The organism is Chroogloeocystis siderophila 5.2 s.c.1, assembly GCF_001904655.1.
Classification (GTDB): Bacteria; Cyanobacteriota; Cyanobacteriia; order Cyanobacteriales; family Chroococcidiopsidaceae; genus Chroogloeocystis; species Chroogloeocystis siderophila.
Genome location: NZ_MRCC01000015.1, coordinates 12,601 through 27,522, shown reverse-complemented (window position 1 = coordinate 27,522; position 14,922 = coordinate 12,601). Strand labels below are relative to the sequence as shown.

The following is a 14,922-nucleotide window of genomic DNA, read 5'->3' as shown; positions in this document are numbered from 1 at the left end:
CGCAGTTCGCTCGTAGCCAGAGTCAAGTCAAGACAATCTCGTTACCATCAATATTCAACCAGCGAGATGACAGGTACACCATCAGGCAACTGTTGTCGTCCTTGTAAATCCCGTAGCTCGATAATAAACCCAAAGCCAATTAACTTGCAGCCGATCTGTTGTACTAATTTGGCAGTTGCGCTTGCGGTTCCCCCTGTCGCCAGCAGATCGTCAACGATTAACACTGGGCTACCTGGCTGTAAAGCGTCTTGATGCACCTCCAACCGATCCATTCCATATTCCAGTTGATACTCGACAGCATGAACCGACGACGGTAATTTTCCTGGTTTGCGGACTGGAATAAAACCAGCCCCTAATTTATAAGCTAAAGGCGCGCCAATAATAAAGCCCCGCGATTCCATCCCGACGACATAATCTGCTTTCAGATTCGCTACCTGAAATTTATCGGTTAGGGAATCAATCGTGTAGCGTAAACCATCTGCATCGCGCAGAAGCGTCGTGATGTCTCGAAATAAAATTCCAGGTTTAGGAAAATCGGGAATATCACGAATTAAGGACTTGAGATCCATAAGCGTGTTGCCAAGAGTAAATTAGTGTAAAGTAGCATAATATTTTCAACAAAAATTAATGTCTTGTTGAGTTAGACAAGGTTATCAGGTTCTTGCTTCTGCTCCCTAGTTCCCGATTCCTCAATGATGCCTGAAAAATCGTACACTAGAAATCTAGATAAATCTGAATTGTTGCTGACATTTGTAAGTTAGTAAATAATTCTCAACCATAAAATCGCTGAATCTAGCTCGAACTCGCGAACTATAGTAGATGTATCCTCGGCCTCTTGCTTAATTGCTGCGAAGCTGGGATCTAATTGACTCAAGATCCGTCAGTTCAACCAGTAGGGGAATCTTGCTTCCATGCCAAAAGTGGACGTTTTGTCGTGTAATTTGGCAATCTAGTGGAAGTTTGTATGGCAAAATTCCTCTTCACCCGAGATCGTTTGATAACATGAATGCTTCTGTAAGTGTAGTACCAATAGATGCGGCTGCTGTCCAGTCCAATCCTTTGATTTTAGATTATTTACCTTATCCACCTATTGAAGAAAAAGGGTGTCCCCGCCGCACCTGTTTGCAAATTGACTTGATTCTACTAGCAATCGAAGCTTTAGAAATAGGTGGTTCTGAAGCTCTTCTGGATGTAGCACGAGAACTAGAACTTCAAGACATTATCAAAAATCGGGTGAATTTGTGGCGGCTACGCAGTACAAATCCATTACGTAGAGGGCATACGCGCCGTTTGTTAAGTATTGTTGAGGCAAAAGCGCTCGTTGTCATCGCGTGTCATATAGCAAGACGCTTGACAGTTTTACTGCGCCAATTGTTGTTAGCTTATCAACAGATGAGAGATAAGCAAATTCCTCTAGAGCAGAACTTACGTTTAGCGAATTACCTAGAGCGTTTTCGCGCGCATTTCCGTAGCCGCATGAACCCGCGCCGTTCAGGAGTCTTAGCTTACAATTCTGATGATAAGTTAAACGAACTCGCACTCAGTTTATTAGGACAATTACTATTTTGTACTGGGACTGCCGGAACTCAGAGGTTGTGGATGAGTTTGTTTGACGGGGAAGTAGAATGAAGACAATTCAACGCAAGTACAGTTTGCCTAATTGTACTCTCTTTGTAGAGGGTTTAAGCGAGCCTATAAACGAGCAGTCTCCAAGTGTTAGACCCGTGCTTTCGATATTGGTGAATGCAGAATGTCACTTAGCAGGAGCTAAACAACCTTTGACGGGAGGACGAGAATTTTTTGAGAGTTTAGTAACGGCGGTGAGTGGTTATGCTCAAGAATTTTTGAGCAAAGTTCCTCATCCTGAAGCGCATCGAAACGAGTCAGGTTTAGTGCAATTGCAGCAAATTGATCCTAATCGTCATCGGTTAACTGTCTATTCAAGCGCCTCAAATCCTAACTCAGAAGCGACGAATACCCCCGTGACGATCGATTTAACCACGGTGCAACTGTTTGATTTGGTAGAAGCCGTCGATCAATTCTTTGCGGATAGCCAAACGTTACCCACAATGTCGTTACAGCTAGCTCCTGTCTCTAAACGCTATGCGGGACACACGCCACAGTTAACAAAACAAGCCGTACCAGCCGCAGTTGGAGTGTCGAGTTTAGCATTAGCGGCGATCGCGTTCTTTTTCGTCCCCATTCCCGAAGTTCGTCGTCCCGAAGAACCACAACCACAATCGCGATCGCGTAGCAGTAATTTAGCCGCAGCAATTACTGACACCGAACAAATCGCCTGGCTGCAACAAAAACTCTACAACCGCATCAATCGCGTTTGGAAGACTCGCACGGTCAATCACGATTTAATCTACCGCGTGAGTGCTACAGCCAACGGTGCAATTGTCGGATATCGATCGACGAATGCGATCGCCAATGATGCGATCGCGCAAACTCCGTTACCGAATTTACTTGTTTATCCTGTCGCCACTCCAGAAACAGCACAAGAAGCACTCGCGCAGTTTCGCGTAGTATTCGGTCGTGACGGGGTGTTGCAGGTGTCTCCCTGGCAAAGTTAGCAGTTACTGGACAACTTGACGCATATAGTTACCCCATAATTGTGCCGCGATCGCGCTGCTACCTGCTGTGGGAGAACTATTGTCGTTCCCTAACCAGACGCCGGTTACAAGTTGGCGATCAGGAATAAAACCAATAAACCACAAATCGCGATTATCATCGGTTGTACCAGTTTTTCCGGCAACACCTAAACCTAATGCGGCGCTTCTTCCTGTCCCACGCTGGACAACACTGCGTAACATCGAAGTCATTGTCTCAGCTACATTAGGGGGGATTGCCTGAATATTCGCATCATTACTCTGCTCAAAAGAATAAATCTCACGGCAAGTTTTTAAGTTTTGGCGATCGCTACAATCGCTGCTGTCTAAAATGCGACTGATCAAGTGCGGACGATTCCATACGCCACTGTTAGCAATAGCAGCAAACGCGCCTGTCATTTCGAGAACATTCGTTTCGCTTTGTCCTAAGACCAAACCAGGTACAGGATTGAGCGGCGATTTTACACCTAGCCGCCTTGCCATCCGCACTACCCGATCTAATCCCACATCTTGAGCGACACGTAAAGCAACCGAGTTTTCAGACAGTGCTAGCCCAGCATACATATCAATACTACCACTAGAGCGTTCGCATCCACGATACCTCTGACCTCTCCAAGAAACAGGCGCACACGAATAAGCTTTGTAAGGGGAAATTCCCTGCTCAACGGCGGCGGTATAAGCAAATAACTTGAACGTTGAACCTGGCTGTCTTTGTGCTTGCGTAGCACGGTTAAATTGACTTGTTTTGTAGTCAGTCCCGCCGACAAGTGCTAATACTGCACCTGTATTAGCATCAAGCGTGACGATTGCGCCTTGCGAAAAACGATACGCTCCGCCACTGTTACTTACCGCGTCGCGTAGTGCAGTTTCTGCTTGGGCTTGCATTTTGGGGTCTAGCTGCGTTTCAATAATAAAATTACCTTCGCGTGCAAGTTGCTCGCCCAAGATTTGCCTGAGTTCCTGAAAGACGTAACTATAAAAGTAGGGCGCGATTGTGTTGGCTTGTTCTTCACACACGCGACGGCTGACATCTACAGGCGATCGCCGCGCGCGATTTGCTTCTTCCGCACTAATTCTACCCTGCGCGAGCATTCGAGTTAGTACACGATTGCGGTAATCGATAATACTTTGATGACTTTGCGCATCACCACAAAAGTTGAAGCTGTTCGGGGCGGGCAAAATTCCGACTAAAGTTGCGGCTTCGGTTAAAGTTAAATCTTTCGCCGCTTTGTCAAAGTAGTATCGTGCAGCATCCTCAAAACCTAAGGTGTCTCCACCTAGATAAATTCGGTTTAAGTAAGTTCGTAGTAAAAAGTCTTTACTATAAAACGTTTCCAGCTTCAGCGCGACGATCGCTTCGCGCAGTTTGCGTCCTAAAGAATCTTCGGATCCGACATAATCGCGAAACAAGCTTCGCGCAACTTGTTGCGTCACAGTACTTGCACCTTGTTGAAACTCGCGATCGCGCACATTCACGACAATGGCGCGCAGAATTCCAATCGGATCGACGCCAAAATGCCAATTAAAGCGACTATCTTCGGAAGCAAGAACCGCATCGGGTAAATAAGGTGAAAAGTCTGATAGGCGTGGTAAATCAACATGGGAAGTTGTTCGCGGTGGACGTAAGGGCGTTTCTCCATCACGCGCATAAACAACAACGGGCGCTTGTGTCGCACCTGGTAAAGGCACAACAGAAAACTTTGTCCATTCAATTCCAATTCCCAGCGCCAAAAGCAGCGTCACGCCACCAATACCATACGCGCACCAATTAATTGCCTGAACATACCAAGGTGGCGGATCGACGTATTGTAGCCTCACCGCCGCCGCGAGTTCTGGCGGACCCAGTGTAATCATATCTCCGTGACGCAGTGCTAGCGATGAAATGCGTCGTTTACCGCGATAGATACCATTCGTCGAGTTTTCGTCTTTGATCACAAAAGGCGATCGCCGCTTCGGATCGCGGGAAATCGATAGATGAATCTGGCTGACAACCGGATTGCGGACGACAATATCACAAGAGCGCGAACTGCGACCGAGAAGATAGCGATCACCAAGCAATGGATAAACTTCAGCTTTATCAGCCCCTGCATCCTGTAACCAAAGCTCAGGCACTCTAGCATTTGGTTTGAGGGCTAGTTTGGAAAAATCTACTTTGGCTTGAATCGTTTTTACTGCTTGAGTTACCTGTCCGAAAACGGTTTGTGGTTTGCGCGGTGGTTGGGGTTGATTCATTTTCTATTTGCATTACCAAGTTGTCAGTAAAAGTTTTGACTCATTGCAAAAATGAGGAAGTTTCTCAGCAAATGATTTAGTCTTTTACCTTCCAGTAATTGAGATGCGATCGCTCATAGCTCAGCGCCCAAAGCGGCTTCTTTCATCCGAGGAGATTTTTTGAAGCTCGATGTTGATGTACTGAAAATATTTTACTCACAAGCTCACAATAGTTACTGAGCAAAACGATTCGCTACAAGCTGTCTTTAACACATTCGTGTTTTGCTTTAAAGTTATTGATTGATTAGCGCGATCGCTAATATATTCTTTAAACTTATTAAGACGATAAAACAATGTTATCGGTTTCCTGAAACTATCTTGTGACAATGTCTCTCCTTATGTGGAGCCTTCTTATGCATACAAAGATCTCATATATATCCTCATTAGGGTAGATTTTTGATGTATTTTCCTCTGTTTTAATGATCCAAAAAATGTGTTGAGGTTAAGTGGTGTGAAAATAAGATACATAGGTTTATTTGGTACTGCTCTGACTCTGGCATTATCTAGCAATGCTGTAGCTCAAGAAGCAACAACTCAAACTCCAGAGATTGAGCTTTCGCCACAAGGTTTAGAAATTCTGTGCGAGCGTTTTCCACTCAACTCACGTTGCGAAGGTGGTACACCGCTAACAGGACCAGCACCCACAGGTACAACCCCTGATGCAACGACGCCTGTAACCCCAGGAGGTACAACTCCACTCGATCCAACTGCACCACCAGTAACACCGCTACCAGGACCTGATGGTACGATGACTCCAGATACCATGACTCCGCCAGCAGGACCAACTGACGGTACAACATTGCCTCCAGAATCTCCTACAGGTGGTGGCACACGAGTAGCACCTGAAAGCCCAATTAATGCTCCAGATGCAACAACACCAGTACCTGGCACAGATAGCACCACAACTCCTGACGGTGCAGTAGCACCCACAAGTCCTGATGCGCCTATTGATGACCGAATTGAGTCTCGTCCTCCTGAGCCTCTACCAGGTGGAACAACCGCACCTGGACCCGGCATGGATGGTACTACACCTTAACAATCAACACTAAGGCATAGTTAAGGTTCTAGCTGATAAATATTAACTACAAGGGGATCTACGTTTAAGATCCCCTTGTTTTCATCTATTTCTACGAGGAGTATCTTTTGGCTGTGCAAATGTGGCAATGAGTAAGCAGATAATACCGATATTAATCGATACATCGGCAAAATTAAAGATGGGAAACTGAATCAGGCGAAAATCCAGAAAATCAACAACGCTTCCTGCGACAAAGCGGTCAATTCCATTTCCTAGCGCGCCGCCTAAAATTAACCCATAACCTAGTTGTTCAAAAGTCCGCATGACTCCCCCAAACCAAGCTAATACCATTAATCCTAAACTCACAGCTAAAGACAGCCAGCGCAACCACTCAACTTTGCCACTAAATAAGCTAAACGCTGCACCAGTGTTAGTGACATACGTAAGATGAAATACTCCCTCGATGAGAGGTTGGGTTTCTGATAAATAAAAGTTCTGTACAATCCAAAATTTAGTTAATTGGTCAATAACTAAACTAATAACAGCAACGATCCAGAAAAGACGATTTTTTACACGCATGAGAATTTACAAAAGCTGAGATTTTAGATGCATCTAAAATCTCGATAGAGTAATCTACTTGAAGCTAGTACAACATAACGAATCGTAAACAGTAAGATAAAACTGCTACTGCACAAGTAATAATTAGATGTCCTGGTAGCGAATAAACAGAATATCTCAATACTGCTTCTAAAAGCGTTAACTGTGTAAACCCCGCACCAATAATATACTTTAAAATAAGATACCCTACCCCAGTTGAATGAATCGCTAGTAGACCACACAAACAACTAAAAGCAAGTGACTCTAGTTTGTTTGAAGTTTTAAAGGCAAGAAAACCACATATCCACGCTCCTGGAACAAAGCCTAGTATGTAGCCGAAGTTAGGTTGGTTGAGATAGTTAAGTCCGCCACCTTGATAAAATACAGGTAGCCAAGTTAAGCCAAGCACGATATAAGCAATTTGAGAAAGTGCGCCTGCTGTTTTACCTCCTAAGCAACCTACAAGCAGCACTGCTCCAATTTGATATGTTACTCCTAAAGGAGTCGCCTGAATGCCGTACTGGTTCCAACTCCAAGGGGCGTTCGTAAAATGTGCTTCGATAAAAGTGCCACCAATGGTGAGGAGTAAACCAACTAAAGACCATAGTATTTGACGGGGAACAGCCACTATTTTCTTCACATTCGTAAGGATCGTAGTAAGAGTACCAATCGGCTTGATTCATCATCTCATTATCTACTACTACCTTAGAAGTCTTATGGTACTGTGGCCAACAAATTTTTGTTAGGGAATTACTTAATGGTTCTAGCCTGGCGACTTCAGTCGCGGCGCAAAAACTAAGTCCACTTGCGTGAACTCATCTAATGCTTCTTCGGCATAGCTACAGTATTATGCACTAAGTTCTTTTGTGTCAAACTGACTTTGACAAGCCAAGCAAGCTTATAAAAAACCTTGCCACAACTGATAAAGATGGACAAGGTGTTACAGCTATTTATGGCAATTTTAACCGAATTTGCCGCTGACGTACTGTCGCGTGTATTCTTCTCGCGGGTTATTGAAAATTGCTTCTGTTCTATCGTACTCAACTAAATAGCCAAAGCGTTTTCCACCTTCTTCTGCTTCAGCGTTGAAAAATGCAGTAAAATCAGCTACCCGTGTCGCCTGCTGCATGTTGTGCGTCACAATCACAATTGTGTAATTTTCTTTCAGTTCTTGAATAAGTTCTTCTATTTTTCGAGTAGATATCGGGTCAAGTGCAGAAGCGGGTTCATCCATCAAAACGACATCAGGTTCGATCGCAACTGTCCGCGCGATACACAGACGCTGTTGTTGACCACCAGATAAGGATAAACCACTTTCTTTGAGTTTGTCTTTAACTTCATCCCATAATGCGGCTTGGCGGAGCGATCGCTCGACAATCTCATCCATTTCGCTTTTTTTGTAGCCGTTGATTTTTGCACCAAAAGCGATGTTGTCGTAGATCGATTTCGGGAAAGGATTTGGTTTTTGAAACACCATCCCAATTCTGCGGCGTACCTGTACTGGATCTACTTTATCGCCATAGATGTCAACGCCTTGATAGGTAACTTTCCCACCAACTTTTGTTCCAGGAATCAAATCATTAAGACGGTTGAAGCATCGCAATAGCGTACTTTTACCACAGCCAGAAGGTCCGATAAAAGCAACAACTTGATTTTTAGGAATGTCTAAGCTCACACCGCGTAAAGCTTGGAAAGAACCGTAAGTAACAGAAACGTTTTCAGTACGTAAGATTGCTTCTTGCGTCGTACTACTATTTCTAGAATTTGGTGTATCGATCGTGTCAGAATTCATGGTTCTATGAGTTTAGTAAAGATTTCTCGTTTCAAATCTTGTTGGTCAGCGCTTAAGCAACACTTTAGTTACTGAAATTTCCTGCGCGTTAGTAAACGAGAGGAAATACTCACGGTCAGGATGATAGCTAACAATACTAAAGCTGCTGTCCAAGCAAGCTGCTGCTGTGCTTTAAAGGGAATGATCGCGTAGAAATAGATGAGAACTGGTAGTGTAGCAATCGGTGCCCAGATATCAGTTGACCAGAAGTTATTATTCAAAGCTGTAAATAGTAAAGGTGCCGCTTCTCCCCCTGCGCGCGCTAAAGACAATGTAACTGCGGTAGCAATAGAAGGTAAAGCTGCTGGAATAACAATACGGGAGATTGTCTGAAACTTTGTTGCTCCTACGCCAATAGCTGCCTGGCGCATTTCTTGGGGAACAAGCAATAATCCTTCTTCGGTAGCGCGTAGCACAATTGGTACCATTACAACTGATAATGCTACGCCTCCAGCAAATGCAGAAAATGTACCCGTTGTCAAGACAACTACAGTGTAAGCAAACAAGCCTGCTAAAATTGCGGGAACTCCAGCCAAGACGTTTGTTGCAAACTTGACCATATAAGCTAGCTGAGTACCGCGCCCAAATTCTGACAGGTAAACAGCAGCCAAAATTCCTAACGGTACGCTAAAAGCTGCACCAATTCCTAGAGTATAGATAGTACCAATAATCGCATTACCAAAACCGCCTTCTGTCAATCCTGGTGGCGGTGGTAACTCGGTGAAAGATTGTATACCTAATTGACCAATACCTTCTCTAGCAACATCCCAAACAATCGCTACCAATGGAATCAAGATTAGTATCGTGAAACCACCAGTCAAGATCGTCATGAAGGTGTCAAACGAATTCCGAAAAGGTGTACGTGCAGAGCGAGTTAAGTTTATTCTTGATGCTCTGCTATTTTCAGAAAATCTGCCTTCAACGGTTGCCATATCGCTTATACCCTCGTACTTACATCAAATTACTTACTCGATATTCTGAAATTTCTGAATAATGATTTCCGCCAAGATATTCACAATTAGCGTCAAAATCATCAAAATTAAGCCAGAGTAGAGTAAAGCTGCAACCTGGTCACGACCAGCTTCTCCAAACTGAGCCGCAATGATCGAGGCAATCGTAGCACCTGGAGCTAATAGCGATGTGGTAATTTGGTTCGAGTTACCAACCAGCATTGCTGCTGCCATTGTTTCACCCATCGCCCGACCTAAGGCAAGCATAATCGAACCGACAATACCAGAGAAAGCAGCCGGAATTAAAACTCGTAAAATAGTTTCCCAGCGCGTTGCACCTAGCGCCAGCGCACCTTGACGTAAGTCGCGGGGTAATGCAATTAAGCTACCACGAGAAATTGCAATGATTGTGGGCGAAATCATGACTGCTAAGACAATACCCAACGTTAGTAAACTGTTACCCCTGGGTGCTGTGCTAAACAGTGGAATCCAGCCAAAATTATTGTGCAGAAAGTCGTAGAAAGGGCGAATAAATGGAATAAATACAAAAATACCCCATAAGCCGACTACCACACTTGGAATAGCAGCAATCAATTCAATTGCTAAGGCAATGGGTGTCCGGATCGAGTTGGGGATAAAATCTTCACTTAAGAAAACTGCTACGCCAACCCCTACAGGAATAGCAATCACAAGAGCAATTATCGATGTAACAATTGTTCCATAAATCTGTGGCAGCGCACCGTAGATATTTCGGACTGGATCCCAAGTTGTTGTCACTAAAAACTGTAAACCGAAAGTCCGAATTGCGGGCAAGGCACTAATTGCAATTTGCACGCCAATCCATAAGAGAACTGCACTAATTGCAACGGCTCCTAGAATCACTAGCCAGTAAAAAACTCGGTCAAGTGTGTTTACTAAATTATTTTGCTTTTCTAGTTCCCGCCATTTCTGTCGTGGCTGATCTCCAGTTACCGCACTCATGATTTCCCTTCTATATAAGCTGTGCTTGTTTACAACAAAAGTTTTGCGGCTAGCAACATTTGACTGTTACTAGCCATACTTTTAGCTAGTTACCCTGCTTTAACTCTTTCATCAAAGACTTGACGAATACGCTGTATAATATTATCTGGCATTGGGATGTAACCTAATTCTTCTGTGATTGATCTGCCATCGGTTAAAGCCCATTCAAAGACGTTACGCATTGCTTGCCACTTGTTGGCATCTTGGTAGGTGGGATACACCAAAATCCAGGTCAAGCCACCGATTGGGAATGCTTCTGGGTTTTTAGGATCGGGTACGAGTAAGGCAAAGTCTTCAGGAATTTCTACATCTTGAAATATTGCGCTAGCGGACTCAGGAGTAGCTCCTACATACTGACCTGAAGCATTTTCTAGTAAAGCAGTAGGGATATTATTCAACTTCGCGTACGCAGCTTCGATGTAGCCGATAGTACCTTCATTTTGTTGAATTTGCGCAGCTACACCTTCGTTACCTTGAGCACCAACACCTGTGGGCCAGTTAACCGATGTACCAACTCCAGCTTGCCAATTTGGACACGCTGTATCAATGTGATTGACAAAAATAAATGTTGTACCACTACCATCTGAGCGATGAGCGAAGGTAATTGCTCTGTTGGGCAAATTTAAGTTGGGGTTAGCTTGGGCAATGAGGGGATCGTTCCACTGAGTGACTTGTCCTGTAACAATACCACAGTAAGCTTGGCGCGACAGTCTTAATTCTTGTCCTTCAATTTCTGGCAAGTTGTAAGCGAACGGAACAGCACCCCCTGCCATTGGGACTTGAATTGGCTCGGCATTATACTTTTGTCGGAAAGACTCGAGGCGATCGCCCTGAATCGGCGCATCACTCGCACCGAAGTCTACTGTTCCGTTGATGTACTGTTCTAAACCAGCACCGCTACCAACAGATTGATAACTAACTTGTACGCCTGGATTAACATTTCTGTTATATTCGGTGAACCATCGCTGGTACAAAGGCGCAGGAAAAGTAGCACCAGCACCGCTAATATTGGCACTAGGACCTTGTTGTGCTGCTGGGCTTGTATCTGTACCAGGTGTGGTGGTTGTTTGTTGTCCGCAGGCAGCTAGACCTAAAGCTAACGCAGCTAAAGGTGCAATAAAGGCTTTTGACTTAGAGATTTGTAACGGCATATGGTTCTTGACAATTTGCAACAAATTCAACACAAAGTTTTTGATGGAAGTCGAGAAATAATTGAGGTTGTTTATAAGAAAAGTCACCACAGAGTGGAGACAAACTGTCATTAATTGCTTAAGTCACCTTCACTTGCATAAAAGCCCACACATTTCAATCTTACTTCAGAAGTAACTTCGATTTACCTAACGTTTAGTAGCACAAGCTCAGGTTTTGCCTAAGTGAGTGTACTGATGTTTTTCGTATTCAGTAAGTCTAGACACCATAAATAACTTGGCAGACTTAGGTTAAGTCAAGTTTAAGTACGGGTAGGATATAGTCGAAAAAAACAAATTGAGATGAAAATAGTTAAAATTAACTTTGTCTGCTTTTAGGAAAAAACGGCGCTATACAGCAAGATATTGTTGTTTTGTTAACTTGATTAGACCAAACAAAATATTCCAAAATTCAATTGCCTGTGGTGACGCGATCGCAATAACGTCGTTAACAAGCCATGTTTATTTTAAGTTCAGCCATGCCTGAAAAAAGTAAAAAATCTCTCCCGATCCTTGTTGCTGGCTGCTTGATTGGCATTGGAGCAGTTACTTATTGGATATTAACTCAACAAGATAGATTAACAGAAATACCTGTCGGAGCCAACGTTGTTCCACAAGATGCCCTGCTGACAATATCAGTATCTACAGATGAAAAACAGTGGCAACAATTGCGACAGTTTGGCACAGTTCAGACGCGAGCCGAATTAGAAAAGAATGTAACACAGTTGCGCGATCGCTTCTTAACGGCTTATGGCTACAACTACCAGCAAGATGTTCAACCTTGGATCGGTAAAGAAGCAATGATCGCCTTTTTACCGCCTGAATTCAATGCGACAAACCAAAATCAAGCAGTCTTAATGATACTGCCAATTGCTAATCAAACAGCTGCACGAAAAATATGGGAAACGCCGCGATTGCAACAAACTAAGTTGATTTCGCGCAACTATAAAGGTACTCAAATTCAAGAAACACAAAGTACAGGTAACGCAAATTATTCAGCCGCAGTTTTAGATCAGCGCTTTGTTGTTGTCAGCGACAATCCTCAAGTTACAGAAAAAGCAATTGATACTTATCAAAGTGGGATGTCCTTAGCACAAATCCCAGGATACACAGCAGCTATCAGTAAAATTACACAACAAAATCGCTTTGCTCAAGTATACATTAATATTCCAGCAGCCGTTCGAGTCGCGAGTACGAGTCCCACACCGACAGCGATTCCACAAGGCTTAGCCCGTCTTCAAGAAAATCAAGGACTCGCTAGTACAATCACCATAGAACCAGAAGGACTTCGGTTGAGAAGTATTTCATGGTTAAAGCCGAATAGCCAACGCGTACATCGCGTAGAAAATAGCGCAGGTCAAATGCAGCGCCGTTTACCCGCAGAAACTTTGATGATGCTTTCTGGTGGTAATTTTCAGCAGTTGTGGCAAGACTATACGTTAACATCACAATCAAATCCTTTAACGCCGTTTCCACCAGAGAATTTAAGAGCCGGTTTTAAGTCGCTGACAGGTTTAGATTTAGATCGCGATTTACTCAGTTGGATGAATCGCGAGTTTTTGATCGCGGTTGTCCCTGCGCCCGCACAAGACGCACAACAAGACTTCGCACTTTCACTCGTGCTAATGATCGAGACAAGCGATCGCGCCGCCGCTAACAAATCATTTCAACAGCTAGAGCAAGTATTGCAAAGCCGCTATCAATTTAAAACGCAAGAAACACAATTAGGCAATAATACAGTAACTAACTGGATAGCACCGTTTGGAACGCTGACAGCGACACGTGGCTGGTTAGATAAAAATGTCGCTTTTATTGCACTTGGCGCGCCGATCGCGGATCGCCTGCTACCGCAACCTGCAACGAACTTATCAAATACAGCCGAATTTCAAAATACGGTTCCTAGCGAACTTAATCCGAACAACGGTCAATTTTTCCTTAACGTTAATCCTACATTCAAAGCTTTACCTTTACCGCAGTTTCTTCCTGGGCAAAGGACTTTACTCGAAGCAACACGCGCTATTGGTGGAACCGCAGCGGTAAGCGACGAGCGCACTATCCGCTACGATATTTTTGTTTCGCTGGAAAAAGACGAGTCTCAAATCGAAGGTTCCAAAGAAAGCAACTCGTCAATGGCGACTAACTGAATTTGCTTTGTCTTCATAGGACAGTAAGCTACGCTACCAGATAGGATCGAATTAGTGGTTTTTAACCGCAGTGACATCAACAACACCTTTGTATTTTCGTTAGCCCACGCAGGTGGACAAGATCTACAAAGCCGCGAATAAATTCGCTAGGCGTCCTTACCACCATGTAAGACTCTATAAAAGAAAGATTGACAGAACACAAAAAAAACTATTATGAATCTCGTTTTACTACAGAACTTATTAGACAATGCTTCGTTTGCGATTCTCTTTGTGACAATGTTGATCTACTGGATCGGAGCAGCATTTCCAAACATCAGCTATCTTCCAGCGTTAGGAACCGCAGGAATGGCGATCGCTAACTTGTCTATTGCTACTTTATTAGGCGCAAGATGGTTAGAAGCAGGATACTTCCCCATTAGTAATTTATATGAATCTTTGTTTTTTCTAACTTGGGGAATTACAACCGTCCATCTGATTGCCGAAAATAATACTCGCAGTCGCTTGGTAGGAGTTGTAACCGCACCCGTTGCGATGGGGATTACGGCTTTTGCGGCATTGACATTACCTAATGATATGCAATCTGCTGCGCCTTTAGTCCCAGCACTAAAGTCAAATTGGCTGATGATGCACGTGAGCGTGATGATGTTGAGTTATGCAGCCCTGATGGTGGGTTCGCTTTTGGCGATCGCGTTTCTTGTCGTCACTCGCGGTCAAAAAGTTGTCCTTCAAGGTAGTTCAGTAGGAACTGGTGGTTATCGCAACAATGGCTATAGTTTGCACAAAGCGGGTGAGTTAGTTAAGCCAACCGAGGAAGTTAATTCAGATAACGGCGTTGCGACATTTCAAAGTAATGGTAGCAGTACCGCAGTGATTGAGGCAGTGACAACAATTCAAACCCCGAAAGCTACACTTCCTTCCGAACCTCTCTCACCTCAGCGCCTCAGCTTAGCAGACACGCTCGATAATATTAGCTACCGTATAATTGGTTTAGGATTTCCACTACTTACAATCGGTATCATTGCGGGTGCAGTTTGGGCAAACGAAGCTTGGGGTTCTTATTGGAGTTGGGACCCGAAAGAAACTTGGGCGCTGATTACGTGGCTTGTGTTTGCAGCTTATCTTCATGCACGGATTACTCGTGGTTGGCAAGGACGCCGCCCAGCAATTCTAGCAGCAACTGGTTTTGTTGTCGTTTGGGTTTGCTATCTGGGTGTAAATCTTTTGGGTAAAGGACTCCATTCCTACGGTTGGTTTTTCTAAAATGGCTCTTGTCGATAACAATAAGCGTCTCTCTG

13 protein-coding genes are annotated in these 14,922 nt (G+C 44.0%); 5 read left to right on the top strand and 8 right to left on the bottom strand.

Going from position 1 to position 14,922, the window contains the following annotated elements:
• Positions 1–47: 47 nt before the first annotated feature.
• Positions 48–569, bottom strand: a complete 522-nt coding sequence (locus tag NIES1031_RS17380) for an adenine phosphoribosyltransferase (RefSeq protein WP_073550772.1) — start codon at positions 567–569, stop codon at positions 48–50.
• 433 nt (positions 570–1,002) lie between these two features.
• Here NIES1031_RS17380 and NIES1031_RS17375 point away from each other — a divergent pair, with 433 nt between their 5' ends.
• On the top strand, positions 1,003–1,629 hold the full coding sequence (locus NIES1031_RS17375; protein ID WP_073550771.1) for a DUF3038 domain-containing protein: 627 nt from the start codon (positions 1,003–1,005) through the stop codon (positions 1,627–1,629).
• On the top strand, positions 1,626–2,576 hold the full coding sequence (locus tag NIES1031_RS17370) for a DUF4335 domain-containing protein (protein WP_073550770.1): 951 nt from the start codon (positions 1,626–1,628) through the stop codon (positions 2,574–2,576). The genes NIES1031_RS17375 and NIES1031_RS17370 overlap by 4 nt, the downstream gene beginning before the upstream one ends.
• A gap of 3 nt (positions 2,577–2,579) precedes the next feature.
• Here NIES1031_RS17370 and NIES1031_RS17365 read toward each other — a convergent pair whose 3' ends face one another.
• The gene (locus NIES1031_RS17365; protein ID WP_073550769.1) at positions 2,580–4,844 is read right to left on the bottom strand and encodes a transglycosylase domain-containing protein; all 2,265 of its coding nucleotides are present in this window, start codon (positions 4,842–4,844) and stop codon (positions 2,580–2,582) included.
• A gap of 490 nt (positions 4,845–5,334) precedes the next feature.
• On the opposite strand from NIES1031_RS17365, the gene NIES1031_RS17360 reads away from it, so the two are divergent.
• Complete coding sequence (locus NIES1031_RS17360) at positions 5,335–5,919, top strand: hypothetical protein (RefSeq protein WP_073550768.1); 585 nt, start codon at positions 5,335–5,337, stop codon at positions 5,917–5,919.
• Between the two features lie 81 nt (positions 5,920–6,000).
• On the opposite strand, the gene lspA is transcribed toward NIES1031_RS17360, so the two are convergent.
• From lspA to pstS, 6 genes are all read right to left on the bottom strand, one after another.
• Positions 6,001–6,477 (bottom strand): signal peptidase II, encoded by a 477-nt coding sequence (gene lspA / locus NIES1031_RS17355; protein WP_073550767.1) that lies wholly within the window; start codon positions 6,475–6,477, stop codon positions 6,001–6,003.
• Positions 6,478–6,541: 64 nt separating this feature from the next.
• Positions 6,542–7,123, bottom strand: a complete 582-nt coding sequence (locus NIES1031_RS17350; RefSeq protein ID WP_218596843.1) for a biotin transporter BioY — start codon at positions 7,121–7,123, stop codon at positions 6,542–6,544.
• Between the two features lie 333 nt (positions 7,124–7,456).
• The gene (gene pstB, locus NIES1031_RS17345) at positions 7,457–8,287 is read right to left on the bottom strand and encodes a phosphate ABC transporter ATP-binding protein PstB (RefSeq protein ID WP_073550766.1); all 831 of its coding nucleotides are present in this window, start codon (positions 8,285–8,287) and stop codon (positions 7,457–7,459) included.
• A 68-nt stretch (positions 8,288–8,355) separates the two neighbouring features.
• On the bottom strand, positions 8,356–9,156 hold the full coding sequence (pstA, locus tag NIES1031_RS17340) for a phosphate ABC transporter permease PstA (RefSeq protein WP_236738884.1): 801 nt from the start codon (positions 9,154–9,156) through the stop codon (positions 8,356–8,358).
• Positions 9,157–9,291: 135 nt separating this feature from the next.
• A complete protein-coding gene (pstC, locus tag NIES1031_RS17335; protein ID WP_073550764.1) occupies positions 9,292–10,257 on the bottom strand; it encodes a phosphate ABC transporter permease subunit PstC in 966 nt (321 codons plus the stop codon).
• Between the two features lie 89 nt (positions 10,258–10,346).
• On the bottom strand, positions 10,347–11,447 hold the full coding sequence (pstS, locus tag NIES1031_RS17330; RefSeq protein ID WP_073550763.1) for a phosphate ABC transporter substrate-binding protein PstS: 1,101 nt from the start codon (positions 11,445–11,447) through the stop codon (positions 10,347–10,349).
• A gap of 515 nt (positions 11,448–11,962) precedes the next feature.
• Between pstS and NIES1031_RS17325 the strand changes: the two genes are divergently transcribed.
• Both NIES1031_RS17325 and ccsB read left to right on the top strand, forming a co-directional pair.
• On the top strand, positions 11,963–13,627 hold the full coding sequence (locus NIES1031_RS17325) for a DUF3352 domain-containing protein (protein ID WP_084544390.1): 1,665 nt from the start codon (positions 11,963–11,965) through the stop codon (positions 13,625–13,627).
• 213 nt (positions 13,628–13,840) lie between these two features.
• On the top strand, positions 13,841–14,887 hold the full coding sequence (ccsB, locus tag NIES1031_RS17320) for a c-type cytochrome biogenesis protein CcsB (RefSeq protein WP_073550761.1): 1,047 nt from the start codon (positions 13,841–13,843) through the stop codon (positions 14,885–14,887).
• The last annotated feature ends 35 nt before the right edge of the window (positions 14,888–14,922 follow it).

What these genes read in the sequence shown, in the direction of transcription:
- pstC (WP_073550764.1), bottom strand. Translation starts at nt 10,257, where the DNA reads ATGAGTGCGGTAACTGGAGATCAGCCACGACAGAAATGGCGGGAACTA.
- pstB (WP_073550766.1), bottom strand. Translation starts at nt 8,287, where the DNA reads ATGAATTCTGACACGATCGATACACCAAATTCTAGAAATAGTAGTACG.
- NIES1031_RS17375 (WP_073550771.1), top strand. Translation starts at nt 1,003, where the DNA reads ATGAATGCTTCTGTAAGTGTAGTACCAATAGATGCGGCTGCTGTCCAG.
- NIES1031_RS17370 (WP_073550770.1), top strand. Translation starts at nt 1,626, where the DNA reads ATGAAGACAATTCAACGCAAGTACAGTTTGCCTAATTGTACTCTCTTT.
- NIES1031_RS17325 (WP_084544390.1), top strand. Translation starts at nt 11,963, where the DNA reads ATGCCTGAAAAAAGTAAAAAATCTCTCCCGATCCTTGTTGCTGGCTGC.
- pstA (WP_236738884.1), bottom strand. Translation starts at nt 9,156, where the DNA reads ATGACGATCTTGACTGGTGGTTTCACGATACTAATCTTGATTCCATTG.
- lspA (WP_073550767.1), bottom strand. Translation starts at nt 6,477, where the DNA reads ATGCGTGTAAAAAATCGTCTTTTCTGGATCGTTGCTGTTATTAGTTTA.
- ccsB (WP_073550761.1), top strand. Translation starts at nt 13,841, where the DNA reads ATGAATCTCGTTTTACTACAGAACTTATTAGACAATGCTTCGTTTGCG.
- pstS (WP_073550763.1), bottom strand. Translation starts at nt 11,447, where the DNA reads ATGCCGTTACAAATCTCTAAGTCAAAAGCCTTTATTGCACCTTTAGCT.
- NIES1031_RS17365 (WP_073550769.1), bottom strand. Translation starts at nt 4,844, where the DNA reads ATGAATCAACCCCAACCACCGCGCAAACCACAAACCGTTTTCGGACAG.
- NIES1031_RS17380 (WP_073550772.1), bottom strand. Translation starts at nt 569, where the DNA reads ATGGATCTCAAGTCCTTAATTCGTGATATTCCCGATTTTCCTAAACCT.